Source organism: Haemophilus sp. 27098_8_127 (genome assembly GCF_041433495.1).
GTDB lineage: Bacteria > Pseudomonadota > Gammaproteobacteria > Enterobacterales > Pasteurellaceae > Haemophilus_D.
This window is the reverse complement of record NZ_JAPWBP010000001.1, coordinates 379974-395888: the sequence shown is the minus strand read 5'-3', so window position 1 is coordinate 395888 and position 15915 is coordinate 379974. Positions and strand designations below refer to the sequence as shown.

At 39.2% G+C, this 15915-nt stretch carries 11 protein-coding genes; 2 read left to right on the top strand and 9 right to left on the bottom strand.

Annotation, left to right across the window (positions count from 1 at the left end):
* Positions 1 to 87: 87 nt before the first annotated feature.
* The 4 genes from O3746_RS01845 to O3746_RS01830 form a co-directional block, all read right to left on the bottom strand.
* Positions 88 to 900: an ABC transporter ATP-binding protein gene (locus O3746_RS01845; RefSeq protein WP_005696082.1), complete on the bottom strand. Its 813-nt coding sequence runs from the start codon at positions 898 to 900 to the stop codon at positions 88 to 90.
* A 1-nt stretch (position 901) separates the two neighbouring features.
* Complete coding sequence (locus O3746_RS01840; RefSeq protein ID WP_290989509.1) at positions 902 to 2878, bottom strand: dipeptide/oligopeptide/nickel ABC transporter permease/ATP-binding protein; 1977 nt, start codon at positions 2876 to 2878, stop codon at positions 902 to 904.
* Positions 2878 to 3831 (bottom strand): ABC transporter permease, encoded by a 954-nt coding sequence (locus O3746_RS01835; RefSeq protein WP_014065363.1) that lies wholly within the window; start codon positions 3829 to 3831, stop codon positions 2878 to 2880. Before O3746_RS01835 ends, O3746_RS01840 begins: the two co-directional genes overlap by 1 nt.
* 296 nt (positions 3832 to 4127) lie before the next feature.
* Positions 4128 to 5726, bottom strand: a complete 1599-nt coding sequence (locus O3746_RS01830) for an ABC transporter substrate-binding protein (protein WP_070582411.1) — start codon at positions 5724 to 5726, stop codon at positions 4128 to 4130.
* A gap of 356 nt (positions 5727 to 6082) precedes the next feature.
* Between O3746_RS01830 and O3746_RS01825 the strand changes: the two genes are divergently transcribed.
* Positions 6083 to 6565 (top strand): Dps family protein, encoded by a 483-nt coding sequence (locus O3746_RS01825; protein ID WP_070592114.1) that lies wholly within the window; start codon positions 6083 to 6085, stop codon positions 6563 to 6565.
* Between the two features lie 50 nt (positions 6566 to 6615).
* Here the strand turns inward: O3746_RS01825 and O3746_RS01820 are convergent, their stop codons facing one another.
* The 5 genes from O3746_RS01820 to recB form a co-directional block, all read right to left on the bottom strand.
* A complete protein-coding gene (locus O3746_RS01820; RefSeq protein ID WP_049363622.1) occupies positions 6616 to 7077 on the bottom strand; it encodes a threonine/serine exporter family protein in 462 nt (153 codons plus the stop codon).
* A 4-nt stretch (positions 7078 to 7081) separates the two neighbouring features.
* A complete protein-coding gene (locus tag O3746_RS01815) occupies positions 7082 to 7852 on the bottom strand; it encodes a threonine/serine exporter ThrE family protein (protein WP_111315251.1) in 771 nt (256 codons plus the stop codon).
* A 128-nt stretch (positions 7853 to 7980) separates the two neighbouring features.
* On the bottom strand, positions 7981 to 8628 hold the full coding sequence (gene grxB / locus O3746_RS01810) for a glutaredoxin 2 (RefSeq protein WP_371447666.1): 648 nt from the start codon (positions 8626 to 8628) through the stop codon (positions 7981 to 7983).
* A 3-nt stretch (positions 8629 to 8631) separates the two neighbouring features.
* On the bottom strand, positions 8632 to 10566 hold the full coding sequence (gene recD, locus O3746_RS01805; protein WP_371447665.1) for an exodeoxyribonuclease V subunit alpha: 1935 nt from the start codon (positions 10564 to 10566) through the stop codon (positions 8632 to 8634).
* Complete coding sequence (gene recB / locus O3746_RS01800) at positions 10566 to 14219, bottom strand: exodeoxyribonuclease V subunit beta (protein WP_371447664.1); 3654 nt, start codon at positions 14217 to 14219, stop codon at positions 10566 to 10568. The genes recD and recB overlap by 1 nt, the downstream gene beginning before the upstream one ends.
* Before the next feature lie 138 nt (positions 14220 to 14357).
* On the opposite strand from recB, the gene O3746_RS01795 reads away from it, so the two are divergent.
* Complete coding sequence (locus O3746_RS01795; protein WP_288668394.1) at positions 14358 to 15902, top strand: type I restriction-modification system subunit M; 1545 nt, start codon at positions 14358 to 14360, stop codon at positions 15900 to 15902.
* Positions 15903 to 15915: the final 13 nt, after the last annotated feature.

The following is a 15915-nucleotide window of genomic DNA, read 5'->3' as shown; positions in this document are numbered from 1 at the left end:
GTTTTCAAGTCTATGCAAGAAAAATCATAAAAAAATAACCGCACTTTAAAAGTGCGGTCATAAATTAAGATATTTTATTTACTCGTTTTATAACAATGATGGAGCCACACCAAGTAGTTTCCGGGTGTAATCCACTGTAGGGTGATTGAAAATATCTTCTGTACTACCTGTTTCCAAAATTTGACCGCCGTACATCACGACAATGCGATCAGAGACTTGGCGTACGGTTTGGATATCATGAGAGATAAACACCATGGCAAGATTGAGTTCTTTTTTCAAATCCGCCAATAAGTTTAATACCTGAGCACGAACGGATACGTCTAATGCAGAAGTCGGTTCATCCGCCACAATCAGTTTGGGATTCAGCGCTAAGGCACGTGCAATCGCCACACGTTGTTTTTGTCCACCTGATAAACGAGTTGGCTCAACTTGTGCTGCAGAACGTGGTAAACCTACGCGAGAAAGCAAGTCATACACACGTTTTTCCCGCTCATGGGGTTGTAACACATTGTGAATATCCATTGGGTCACGCAAAATATCTAACACTTTCATACGAGGATTCAACGCTGTTGCTGGGTCTTGGAAAATGACCGACACTTGGCGGCCGAATTGTTTTCTTGCTTCTGAGCTGCCATATTGCATTTGTAAACCGTTGAATTTCACTAAACCGGATGTCGGTTTAAGAAGCCCTATGATCACGTTGGCTAAGGTAGATTTACCGCAGCCGGACTCCCCTACTAAACCAATGGTTTCCCCTGCTTTGATGCCAAGACTCACATTGTTCACCGCAGTGAATTTTTTACGTCCAAACAACGAACCGTCGCGAGAAGGAAATTGCACCACGATATTTTCTAAATCAATGATGTTTTGTTCTTTAATGACTTTAATACTACTGCTCATATTATGCTCCTTTCGCTTCCGTTACAGGCTCAGCTAAATGAGAAGCCCACAAGTGAGATGGCTCGCCCTCCACGGCGGTTAATATCAATTTTTGATCCGGATTTGCATCTGGTCGTAATGAACGACTTGCAAAACGGTCACCTGTAGCAAAATCGTAAGGTGATGGTACACTGCCCGGAATTTGATATAAACGTTTCGCACGGACTTCAGTTGAAAGGACAGAACCCAATAAGCCACGGGTATATTCGTGTGTTGGATTAGCAAGCAATAAGGATGTTGGCGCCATTTCAACCACTTGACCCGCATACATTACCGTAATGTGGTGAGCTAATTGGGCAACCAATGCTAAATCGTGGCTGACAAACACCATCGCAAAACCCAGTTTTTCACGTAATTCATTCAATAATTTCACTACTTCTGCTTGAACGGTTACGTCTAATGCGGTTGTTGGTTCATCGGCGATTAATAATTTCGGCTCACGAGTTAATGCCATTGCAATCACCACACGTTGACGTTGACCACCAGAAAGTTCATGCGGATAACGGTTCAATACTTTTTCAGGATCAAGGTGTACCCATTCCAACAATTTTTCTGCGGTATGGTGGCTGCCACGTTTAATGAGCTGTGCCATTTGATCTTTAATACGCATTGATGGGTTTAACGCACTTAAAGAGTCTTGGTAAATCATCGCAATTTCAGAACCACGCAATTCACTTAAATTATTAGAATTGAGCAAGCTGTGTTGTTTACCGCTACGGTCGGTGAAAAGCACTTCCCCAGTGATTTTTGCTGTTTTTGGTAACAAGCCCATGATAGAGAATGCTGTAATGGATTTACCACAACCAGACTCACCGACTAACCCCATGGTTTCCCCTTCATTTACGGTGAAGCTGATATTATCTACTAATGGAATTTCACCATAACGATTCGGGAAACGAATAGATAAGTTTTTCACTTGTAAAATCGGTTTTGCATTTGGATCTAATTGCATACGATTAGTACGTGTGATTTCTTTTTCATGTAATTTGAGTAAGTAACGTTTTAACGCAAGCCCCTCAGAAAGCGCTTCTTGTACGTCAGTAGAAAGACGTTCATCTGATTTGCCTTCTGGTTTTTTACCGCCTTTTAAGCGCGGATTAACCAAGGCATCAGTAAGACCTTCCGCCAAGATATTTAAGGCTAATACGGTTAAAAGAATCATGACACCCGCAAAGGTTGTCGCCCACCATGCACCGTTTAATACGATATTACGACCTTCAGAAAGAATATTACCCCATGAAGGATGCGGTGGTTGTACACCTGCGCCCAAGAAAGAAAGCGAGGCTTCGAATACAATGGCATCTGCCACCATTACGGTTGCGAAGACTAAAACCGGTGCAGCGGTATTGCGTACAACGTGTTTGAGAAGAATATAAGTACGGCTACCACCAATCACGCGTTCAGCACGCACATAGTCTTCATCCCATTGTGATACCACGTTCGCACGAACCACTCGAGCAAGCTGCGGGGTATAAACCACGGCAATGGTGATAATAATAACCGGTACAGAATTACCAAAGGTTGCTAATAACACTGCGGCTAATGCGATACCCGGGAAAGCCATTAAAATATCCATTAAGCGCATGATGATTTCATTACCCCATTTATCGGATGTGGCTGCAGTTGCACCTAAAATACTACCGAAAAGAATGGCACAAGCTACCGCACCTAAACCGATAAATAAGGACGTTTGGGCGCCGTAAACAATACGAGAGAAAATATCACGACCAAGTCGATCAGTCCCAAACCAATATTCCGCACTTGGAGCACGCATACGTGCGATCACTTCTAATGGATCATGTGTTGCGACCCAAGGGGCAAACACCGCCACTAAAGCAACGAAAACTAAGAATAATAATGAAATTTTTGATGCGGTGGAAAGTGCTCGGAATCTCGCACCGCTTGCAGCTAATCGATCTGCTAAACCTTGACGAAACATTATAGACTCCGAATTTTAGGGTTAATCAACACATAGAGAATATCAACGATAATATTCACTAAAACGAAGGTAAAGGCGATTGTTAGTACCACACCTTGTACTAAGTGCAAGTCATGGTTGACGATACCGTTAAAAATCAATTTCCCCATGCCTGGTAAGTCAAAGATTTGTTCGATAACTACCGCACCACCAAGTAAGTATCCTACGCGTAAACCTAATACAGTCACTGGTGTAATTAAGGCATTACGTAATACGTTGTGGCGAATAACAGTTGCATAAGGTACACCGTTACCAATCGCCGTTCTCACATAGTCTTTATCCATTTCTTCTACCATGGTTGTACGTACCACACGAATTAATGACGCACATACCGGCACAGCAAGTGCAAGAGATGGCAAAATCATGGAATTGATATACCCCATTGGGCTTTCGCTGAATGGCACAAAACCACCAGAAGGCAACCAATCTAATTCCAAAGAGAACCATTGAATAAGTAAGATACCTAACCAGAATGATGGTGTTGCAACCGCTGCTACAGAGATTAAACGAATCACTTGGTCTACCCAGCTATCACGATAAAGCGCGGCTAGTACACCTAATGAGAAAGACACCACTGCCGCAAACACCACACCAATTAAGGTAAGTTGTAACGTGATTGGGAAAGATTTCGCTAACATGCTACTAATCGGTAATTCTGGTGGCATCGTCACACCAAAATCCAATACAAGTAAGTTGCCTAAGAAACGAAAATATTGAACAAAGAGTGGATCATTTAAGCCATGTGATTCGCGGTAAAGTTGTTTTGCCGCTTCACTAGCACTTTCGCCTAATGCCACTGTAGCAGGATCACCCGGCGTGAATTGAAGCACTACAAAGACGAGTGCTGTTACACCAAGTATCATGACCGGCAAAGCCATCAATCGGCGTAACAATAATCGAAGTATCATTTCCATCTGACCTCTCCTATTCTATTTTGAGAAATTCATTAAATTAAAAATGAAGTGAAACAATCAAATTAAAAAACAAAATGATTTATACAAATCATAATATCCGCTCTATACCCTGTCAATCCAAGTACCTAGGGCAAAATTCAAATCTGTGATCGGCTTCACAAAGATTTTTTTGAAATGAAATTGAGAGAAAAAATGATTGAAAAATAGAGAGAAAAATGACCGCACTTTGGTGTTAAAAAGAAAGAAAAAAGGCTGTTGATTGCTCAACAGCCAAAACATTAAATTAAAAAGTGCTTTTATTTACGGCCCACACCGAGGAAAGATAAACCGGTTGTTGCCAATGGTTGATAGCCTTCAAGGCTACTATCATCCCATGCAGAAGGAAGTTTACGATGAACAATCGGATAAAGTGGTACTTCAGCCGCAATGATATTAATCGCTTCTTCCCATGATTTTTTCGCTTCAGCGTGATCTTTTGCTCTCACAGCTGCATTGAGTAATTCAGTCACTTTCGCAAATTCAGGGGTGTTGCTCCAGCGGAAACGACGTTTCGGCCATACATCACCACGATACCACCAGCTTAAAAGCAAGTCTAAGTCATCACCGAACACTGATGGGTCACCTGGAGCGATTGCCACTTCATACACACCTGGATCCACGTTGTTGCTGTATAACGCACCTGATTGTAAGTGTTGTAAAGTCACTTTCACACCTGGAATCTTGTTCCAAGACTCTAAAATTAACGGTGCAGATTCTTTCACCCAGTCATGGTCGGTTGCGAGCAATTCAAATTTAAGCTCAGTCACACCAGCTTCTTTTAGTAATGCTGCTGCTTTTTCCGGATCATAAGGATATTGAGTTGATGCCTTAATATAATCTGGGTGAGTTGTTTGTAAGTATGATGTTGCAGCTTCTGCATTACCATCAAATACAATATCAACAAGTTTGTCAGTGTTTAAACCATAGTGTAACGCTTGACGTACTTTTGGATTGTTAAACGGAGCTTTCTCACAGTTAAACATTAAGAATAGCAAGCCGAAAGATTGAACGGATTGCACTTGTTGTTTTTTGTTTTTCAAGCGACTAATGTCTAAATAAGGCACACTTTCCATTGCTTGAGTACGTTTAGACTCTTGTGCAGTCACACGAGCTGCGGCATCAGAAAGTAATAACCAAGACATTTTTTCAACTTGCGCTGGATATTTACCATTGTAAGGTTCATACGCTTCAAAGACGATTTTGTCATCTTTCACCGCTGAAACAAATTTGAATGGACCAGAACCAACTGGGTGTGCATCAAATGCAGATTGTCCTACTTTGTCGATCACGTGTTTCGGTACAATTTTCACGCAAGTTAAACGGTTAGCAAATAAAGCAAATGGATATTTCAATTTAAATTCCACCACTTTATCATCCACTGCTTTCACACTTTCAATGAAATCAATAAACATCACGAATAAAGATTTATTGGCTGGATCCATAATACGATTGAAAGAATACACAACGTCTTCAGTGGTGACTGGTGCGCCATCGTGGAACGTTGCGCCTTCACGTAAAGTAATTCGCCAGGTTGTTTCATCAACTTGTTCTGGCTCTTTTCCTGCTAAAGCAAGATAAGGTTCACGAGTTGCAGGATGCAAATCCACCAAACCTTCAAAAATGTGCAAGTTTGCTGCATAAGGTGAAGCACCACTTGATGTCATTGGGTCAAAACCGGTAGAAAGCGGATAAGCAATCCCCGCTTCAATAGTTTTACCTTTAATGTCTGCAGCAAAGGCTTTTGGTGCAAATGTGCCTAACGTACCACTAAATGCAAGACCTGCCCCTACGCCAGCCATAAGTTTCATAAAATGACGACGAGATTCATTCGTTTCAAAGGAAAAATGCTTTGTCATACTAAAAACTCCTGATGAGTAATAAAATCATATTTTTGGTTTTTAAACCTAGCCAAACATTTCATTCGAAAATGAAGTAAAGCAATCAAATCTTAGAATAAAATGATTTGCATCAATCATAATCATCTTCGCTTCATTCTGTCAAAGAGGAAATATTGAATGTGTGATCTACTTCACAGAGTTTTTTTCGCAATTCAGCATAAAAGTTTTTAGCTATGTATAATTTATTATAGATAGTTTTTGTCTATTAAATCACTAGGTAATATGAAATAGCTATCAGAAAAAACTATGCTATAATGACCGCAATTCCCAAGCAAGGGAACAATATTTTAATCAACAACAAAGAGGAAAATACTATGCCAAAAACATCAATCGGTTTAGATAAAAAAGCATCTGAAAAATTAGCAGCAAAATTAAATGAATTATTAGCAACCTATCAGGTATTCTATACCAACGTGCGCGGTTACCACTGGAACATTAAAGGGGTAAACTTCTTTGAATTACACGCCAAATTTGAAGAAATCTACACTGATTTAGTGGAAAAAGTCGATGAAGTGGCAGAACGTATCTTAACTTTAGGTTACACACCGCATAACGGTTATTCACAATACTTCCAACACTCACGTATTAAAGAAGAGTTAGGGGTAAGTGATGCGCAATCTTGCTTAGAAGGCACATTAGAAGGATTAAAAGTATTACTTGAACAACAACGTGAAATTCTTGAATTAGCGGGTGAGTCTGATGATGAAGGTACGGCTTCTCAAATGAGCGACTACATCAAAGAACAAGAAAAACTTGTTTGGATGTTCCAAGCTGCTTGCCAAACTTGCCATGCTTAATTAAATATTGATTAAATACGAAAGCCGACTGATGTCGGCTTTTTTATTTTCTATACGACCGGTTTTTGTCGATAGAACAATAGTCCTGGTAAGGCTAAGCCTAAAACAAGAGCGCCCAAAATAAAGCTGGTATTGATAAAAGAGCTGATCATTTGCTCAAATAATTTATCGGAAAAGCCATAATGGTGAATTTGTACGATAGCAATCATCGCTTTATAAGCATGAACACCTGGAATCATTGGAATAATTGCCGCAACAGTAAAGACTTTCGGATGGGCTAAATAACGATGAGATAAATGCACCCCAATAAAACCAATCACACAAGTGGCGAAAAAAGTGGCAAAAACAATTGGGACACCAAAGTGTAGTAATAAAGTTCGTGTGACATGTCCAAGTGCACCTAAAATCGCACAATACTTTAAGGCTTTAGGCGGAACATTAAATACTAAAGCAAATCCTACTGCGGGGATGGCAGCAAAAAGCATATCATCGAGTAAATTCAGTAAAAACATCTTATTACCCCACCCAAGAAACAATATTTAAAAGATTTAACGCAAAGACAATACCTAAACAAGCACCAAAAGTGAGAACCGTAGCGATGGTCCAGCGTCCTATTCCCATATTGACATACCCTTTTAAAATATCCGCAAGTGAATTAATTAATGGGAATCCTGGAACGAGTAATAAAACGCTAGAAGCTAATGCGATATGAGGATCATTTCCTAAACTATATTTCAAACTGACACCGGAAATCAGTGAGGCGACAAAAGCGGTAATGGCAAAAACGATGAGTGGATTGTAATGACGTTTAGAAATTTCTTGTCGAACAAACATGGCAATGGCAGAAGCAATAAAGGTGATCGCACAAATTGTCATATCTCCGCCAGAAAGGTGAGCAAAAGAGGCACAAGATAAACCAATCATAAACACCACCAAATAACGGTTATATTTTAGTGGTTTTAACTTATCCAATTTCTTTTGTGCCATAGACAAATCATACAAGTGATGCTCTACGGCAACCACAATGTGCTGAACATCCGTAACGATTTGCATATTAATGCCTTTATCGACATTCTTCCGCACAGTAGTAATACAATGTTGCTTAGAAAGTGTGGTCAATAAGACGGCATTTGCCGTCAAAGCACACTCCACGCTTTCAATGCCTAAAGCTACACCTAATCGCTGAGCCATTTGTACGACGACAGCACTTTCTGCCCCATGCTGTAATAATAACAAAGCGGTTTCCACACAAATACGGGTAACCGCTCGTTGGTATTCCTGATCCATATCTCTGCGCTCTTATAAAGTAAACCTTAGAGATTATAGACCGATGAATAAAAAATACTGAAAAAATGACCGTATCTATGATCCAAGTCAAAAGTTCAGTATCTCCAAAGCCTATGACTTAACAGAGATTAAATGGCTTTATCAAAATACAGCGGCACATTGCTTAACTTAGCCATATTCGTGATATAAGCTAAAACCGCTGGTGGGAATTCGATGCCTTTCACACAAGTAAGATTTCGTAATACCGGGAAAACGATAATATCTTCAAGAGAAAGTTGGCCGTTTAAGGCATTTTCAGATTGAATTAATACCGCTAATTTCTCTAAATCGCCTTTTAAGCGAGTAAGATAGGTTTCTGTCTTCGCGATATTTTTAGCAAAATCCCCAATAAATTCCGTTTTCTTTTTAGTGAAATAATCGACCGCACTTTGGGTTTCAAATTCGGCTAAACCAATTTGCGTAAAGCGTGCAGTCGTAAGATGACCATAATAACTGCCGACTTCTTTTAACCATGCTTCAATTTCTGGACGAACTTGTTCAGATAAGATTTTTTCACCAAAATGTTCATCGACATAATGCACGATATCCAAACTTTCCGGCATCGCGGTACCATCCTCTTTGACAAGAATTGGCACTACTTTTTTGCCCACTAAACCAATCGGCGTAGCTTCATCATCATTCGCGAGCACTACAAGTTCTACCGGCAAATTTTTTAAACCGAAAATCATGCGAGCTCGCACACAAAACGGGCAATGATCGTAAACATATAATTTCATTTTTTACTCCTCTTTTTCCTGTAATAACTTTCCTAATCCACTTTGTCGTTTTACGGTATTTCTGACCGCACTTTGCCAGATTTTTTCATTGGCAAATACGGAAAGCTGATTTTTCGCACGGGTAACACCGGTAAAGACCAGCTCTCGAGAAAGCACTGGATTAGGTTCTGTTGGTAACACCATGACGGTATGATCAAACTCCGAACCTTGGGATTTATGAATCGTCATCATAAACGCGGGCTCGTGAGCGGGAATACGACTGGTAGAGACTTCTCGATTGCCAAACCACACTTTGCCTTTAGCTAAACATAAGCCAATATCACCGTTATACAGTTTCACATTATGATCGTTTTCGGTAATCATAATTGGCTTACCAATATACCAATCATCTTCTTGACGGAACCAAAGTAATTTCTCCGCTCGTAATGCTAAAGAAATTTCACGATTTAATTCTTCCACACCTAATGCCGAAGCTCGAAGTGCGGTCAAAAATCTCACCGAATTAAAACTGTCTAAAATCGCTTCTGCATAAGTTTTCTCGTTGCCCTTTTCATCTATAAATTTTGCATTGAGATCTTTCTTCTGAGCAAAATAAGTTTGAAGTTGGGTTAAATAAACACGGTAATTTTCAACCGCACTTTTCACCACTTGTCGAACAGATTCTTTAACGTCTTGTTCTTCATCAAAATGATGGAAATGCAACTCTTGTGGATATTCCGCAAAAGTCGCTAAACTCCCCTCACCTTTTCCTTGTTGAATTTGCTCAGCAAGTTGTTTAATGCCCGAATCATCTCGGAAACGACGACTAAAGGTTAAATGGCAAATGGCATCACGCAACGGACTATGTTCGCCTTCAGTTGGCACAGTATAGCCCGTTGTTGCATGAATATAATCGGCTTGAGCCGGGCTATAATCTTGCGTTAAAAATTGTGCAATTTCCCCTAATACTGCTCCCGCTTCTACTGAAGCTAATTGTGCTTGGTCACCCAATAAAATTAAACGCGTTTCGGGTTTCAATGCTTGCACAAGCTTCGCCATCATAGGCAAATCAATCATTGAGGTTTCATCCACCACTAATACATCAATTTGCAGTGGATTATGTGCATGATATTTTACGCTATCGGTAAAAGGTCGAACGCCTAGTAAGCGATGTAACGTTTCTGCGGTTTGAGGAATAGATGCGCGTAACTCATCTGAAATCGGCATTTGTGCCAAAGCGTTTTCGATAGATTCTGTTAAACGCGCCGCGGCTTTTCCTGTTGGCGCAACCAATTTAATATGAAGCTTGCCACTAAATAATTCTTGTAATACGCATAACAAGCGAGTGACTGTCGTGGTTTTCCCTGTTCCAGGGCCACCTGTAATCACAGAAAATGGGCTTTTCACTGCCGTTGCGACTGCTACTTTTTGCCAATCAACTTGCGCTTGTTGCTGAGGAAAATAACGATCTAATAAGGTTCGAATTTGTTGCGGTTCCACCGATAAAGTGCGGTCATTTTTCAATGCATTTTTAATATATTGCGCAACGCGGAATTCATCTTGCCAAGCTCGATAGAAATAAATCGCCCCAAATTGAAACGCAAGAGGCGCAATCTGATTTTTAGGATCTTGTGTAAAAGCAATATGCCCCGCTAAGGCTGATTGCCATTTTGATACCGGAAGCGAACCGATCTTTTCATCGATAAGCGCTAAAAAATTCGTTTCAGTATGACGATAAGCCAAACCAAATAAATTACGTTCTAAAAAGCGATCTAACACACAACAAGTATTGCCTTGTGTATAGCTCCAGTTGCAAAGTGCGGCTAATAAAATCGCTAAATTTTGTACGGGTTCGGCATAGCCTTTATCTTTTTGTTTATCCGCAATTAATTGAGCAAAATAATAATCGCCTTGAGTAATCACACCTTGTTCTTGCAAGGATTTTAATAGGCTTAACATTAAAATAATTCCTCTAATTGTTGGATTAATTGCCAATCTGGTTTATCAAAAAAGATGCCCGATTGTGGCAAACCATTCATTCCTCGTAAAAATGCATAGACCACACCACCAAAATCTCGGTCGTAATCGTAGTGAGGTAAACGTGTTTTTAAATAACGGTGTAATGCCACCACATACAACAAGTATTGCCAATCATAATGATGCTCTAACATGGCTTTTTTCAATGCAGCTTGATCGTAATCCTTTAACGTCTCACCTAAGAAATTCGATTTGTAATCAAGCAAATAATATTTATCTTGATAACTGAAAACTAAGTCCATTGTGCCTCGCAGCATGCCTTGAATATCATCAAACTGTAACGGTTCTGACGGCAAATGATGTAAGGTTGCTAACGCTCGGTTAAAACCAGCGACATCAAAATGGCTTGAAATATTGAGATAAAATGCCAACTCTTTTAAGCATTGTTTTTCGTTAATCTGAGCAAGGGTAAGATCATTATTTGGCAAAATTGGTGTACTGAGTATTTGTACAAACCACTGTTGAACTGCTGCAAATTGCTCTTCGGCAAGATTCAAATCCTGACATAACTTTTCAATGTTTTCTTTCTCAGTCAGTTGTGCAAAAGGCACCTTTTCAAAATAACGATGTAACAAAGTACCGATTTGTGTTCCCCGTGGAAAATCTAAAACCATTTCATCGTTACCATGAGCAAGTGCGGCCAGATTTTCAGTGATATTTTCTGTTGAAATCGACGCATCATAATCTTTCGCATCATCAAAAATGAGCGATTTTTTCACCGCACTTTCATTCAAATAAGCTTTGCGTTGATGTGTTTGTTCTATGCCACTAAAGCTCGTCACTCGCCAATCTTGTTCAATTTCACCTTGGAAAATTTCTGCGCTTAAATTTTCTTGAGAAACATTTAAAGTAAGTGGTTCACTGGCTTGTAACACATCGGTTAATTCAATCGCTACATCATTTGGTAAAAGCTGCTTAAATTTTTCCAATAACAGTTGGGTATCCCAATTATTTGGCAAATCGAGTTTTCGACCAATTTCACCTTGCGTTAAAACATACAATAAAGCATTCCATTTTTTATCAAAGGCTTTCGGTAACACAAAGGCCATTTGATATTTTGCTCGGGTTAATGCCACATAAAGCAAACGCAATTCTTCTGCAAACACTTCTTCTGTTAATTTATCCAAGTGTTGATCTTGCATATCCCACAAGGTTTTCTCTTCATCACTGTCGTAATATAAATTAAACAGTTTCTTCTGCTTGCCTGATTTTGTTGGGTCTTTTGCTTCATTACCTAAAAATGGCAACCAAACCAAATCATATTCCAATCCTTTGGATTTATGGATAGTCACAATCTTCACTAATTGACGTTCGCTTTCTAAACGAATTTGTGCTTCTTGACGGCCATTATCTTGAATTTGCTTTTCAAACCAGCGCAATAATGCCGCTTCACTTTCATTTAATGCGGCTGCTTGCTGTAAAATTTCAGCTAAATGTAATAAATCTGTCAGTTTTCGCTCGCCATCAGGTCTGGATAAGAGTTTTTCTGTGATATTTTCAGCTAAAAGTAAATGGTGCAACATCGGCAATACGCCTTGGCGTTGCCAAATTTGTTGATACTCTGCAAATTTTTCAGCCCAACGTTGCCACTGAATTTCATCATGATGAATTTGATGAATTTCAGCTGCATTTAAGCCGAAAAGTGCGGTCGCAATTGCATTTAAAATTGGACGTTCCGTCACACTCAAACAGGCTTGCAAAATCAGGGCCAGTTCTTTTGCTGTGTTACTCTCAAAGACATTTCCTCTATCCGAAAGGTAAACCGAAGCAATACCGAGTGCTTGCAATTCTTTTTTCACTAGATCCGCTTCGGTATAACCACGCACCAAAACGGCAATATTTTCTGCTCGCAATGTTTGATTTTCCGCTTTGCTTTCATTCGGAAAAACAACCGGATTTTCAGCCGCACTTTTTAACCATTGCTGAATCGATATTGCACAAGCTTTCGCATAATCTTGCTGGGTGGATTTGTCTTTATCGTTAATATAAAAACGAAAGGCTGGTTCAGGTTGATTATTCAACTGAAAAACAAGATTCTTCTTGGCTGCACCTACATTTAAAAATTCAATATTTTTATAAATAAAGGGATCATTTTTAAAATCAAATAATCGATTTACCCCGTCCACTAAAGGTTGGGATGAACGGTAGTTTGTGCCTAAGTTAAAACGTTCATTGGCTTCTTTTGCTGCTTTTAAATATGTAAAAATATCGGCACCACGGAAACGATAAATCGCCTGTTTAGGGTCGCCAATCATCATAAAGCCAACATTACCAGACACGTTTTTATTGTGATAAATTTTCGAGAAAATTTGATACTGCAACGCATCCGTATCTTGGAACTCGTCAATCATGGCAAAAGGATATTGAAAACGAATTAATTCCGCTAACTGTTCTCCGCCCTCACCATGTAATGCTTCTTTCAATAAGCGTAATAAATCATCAAAGGATTTTTCAGGATGATTCGCTTTGTATTCAAGAAGTTTCTTTTGAATACCTTGACGATAGTGATAGAGAATGATTTTTTTAAATAAATCACTTGGTTGAATTTCTTCAATTAAAGCTTCAATCTCTTCAAAGGCTGGATGCGTTATTCTCACCCCTTTTTTCTTAAAATCTGCTTTGATGGCGTTATCTAAAGCCGACTGTGTAAATTTTTTCACTAATGTTTCATTTAAGGTGATATCTGCTCTATTTTTTGCCCATGAGGTGACTTCATCGACAAAAGATAAAATCGTTTTACTTGAATATGATCTACCATTTAAACAAGATTCATCTTTTTTTACGACTTCTTCATCAAAAAGATCTCGGATTTTAGCCGCACTTTCTAACCAAATATCTTTAATCTTTTCAATAACTTTCGCATTTTTAGTGATATCTTTTTGCAAAAATTCTTTTAATGACATTTCTAATAGTCCTGGTTTATCCAGTTTTATAGAAAAATCATTCCCAATATTTGAGCCTAAATCATTCAATACATCTTCTGGCGACTTTAATTCTTTTGAGATAAATGCAGCCAAATGGAAAGGCAAATCATAAAAATGCTCCCGCCAAAATTCATTTGCAAATTGTTTGAGTAAATCAGACTGATCTTTGAGAAGTTTTAAATTGAAATGCACGCCTGAATTGAAAGCATGTTGCATCAGCATTCGGCGACAAAAACCGTGAATGGTATAAATGGAGGCTAAATCTAAATTTTGTTCGGCCAGCTTTAAGCGGCGAAGTGTGGTCGGAATATCCTCTAAATAAGGCAACAACTCCGCTAAAAATTGATGTTCCCCAGTAAAAATCGCCTTATCTTGCTTTTCATAATATTCAGAAAAAACCAAAATTGCCGCTGTTAAACGTTCCCGAATTTTGCGTTTTAAATCTTCCGTCGCCATTTCAGTAAAGGTTACCACCAAAATCTCTTCCACATTCAACGGACGAGAAAAACAATTCTCACCCGCCTGTAAAAGTAAACGAAGATAGATAGAACCAATGGTATAGGTTTTCCCAGTACCGGCCGAGGCCTCAATTAAATTGACTTGATTTAAGGGTAATGAAATAGCATTAAGTGCGGTTGATTTTTGGCTCATTTTTTTTATTTTTTGGAAACATTAGCGTGTTCTTATTGTAGAGGAATTTCCATAGAAATTCATTTAGTTATTATTTATTTCTTGTATAATTTGGAGCATTTATATCTTAATAATGACACAAAATATTCTGAGGATTTTATGGCAGCAGCAATTCAACAACGTGCCGAACTTCAACGCCGTATTTGGCAAATCGCTAATGATGTCCGCGGTTCTGTCGATGGTTGGGATTTTAAACAATATGTTTTAGGTACGCTTTTCTATCGTTTTATCAGTGAAAACTTTGCTAATCACATGAAAAATGGAGATGAGAGCATAAATTATGCAACTTTATCTGACGATATTATCACGCCAGAAATTAAAGCGGATGCAATAAAAACCAAAGGTTACTTCATTTATCCAAGCCAGCTATTTAAAAATGTCGTCGCAACAGCCAATACTAATCCGAATTTAAATACAGATCTGAAAAGCATTTTTACTGATATCGAAAACTCCGCTACTGGCTACCCTTCCGAACAGGATATCAAAGGCTTATTTGCTGATTTTGATACTACCAGCAACCGATTAGGTAATACCGTTGCCGATAAAAACAGTCGTCTAGCTGCCGTATTAAAAGGCGTTGCCGAGTTAGATTTTGGTGACTTTGAAGATAATCATATCGATTTATTCGGCGATGCTTACGAATTTTTAATTTCCAACTATGCTGCTAATGCCGGTAAATCGGGTGGCGAATTCTTTACACCACAATGCGTTTCCAAGCTAATTGCTCGACTGGCTTTATATGGACAAGACAAAGTCAATAAAATTTACGACCCTGCGGCCGGTTCGGGTTCTTTATTATTGCAAGCCAAAAAACAATTTGATGAACACATCATCGAAGAAGGATTCTTTGGGCAGGAAATTAACCACACTACTTACAACCTTGCTCGTATGAATATGTTTTTACATAACATCAACTACGACAAGTTTGATATCGCCCTTGGCAACACCTTAATGAATCCGCAATTTGGCGATGATAAACCCTTCGATGCCATTGTTTCTAATCCGCCTTACTCCGTGAAATGGATTGGCTCGGATGATCCAACACTGATTAATGATGAGCGTTTTGCCCCCGCCGGCGTGCTTGCACCAAAATCCAAAGCGGATTTTGCCTTTATTTTACATGCACTAAGTTATCTTTCGGCAAAAGGTCGTGCGGCGATAGTCTCCTTCCCCGGCATTTTTTATCGTGGCGGTGCCGAGCAAAAAATTCGTCAATATTTGGTGGATAATAACTATGTAGAAACGGTGATTGCGCTTGCGCCAAATCTCTTTTTCGGTACCAGTATTGCGGTGAATATTTTGGTGCTTTCCAAACATAAACCTGATACCCAAACCCAATTTATCGATGCCAGCGGTTTATTTAAATCCGCCACCAACAACAATATTTTGGAAGAGGAACATATTGAGCAAATTCTCAAACTCTTTGCCGATAAAGAGGATGTGCCTCATTTGGCCAAATCAATATCCTTTGAAGACATCGTTAAAAATGACTACAACCTTGCGGTGAGTTCTTATGTAGAACAAAAAGACACCCGAGAAGTGATCGATATCGATAAACTCAACGCAGAAATTAAACAAACCGTTGCCAACATCGACCGCTTGCGTGCCGAGATTGACAAAATTGTGACGGAGATTGAAGCATAAAATGTAGGGTGGG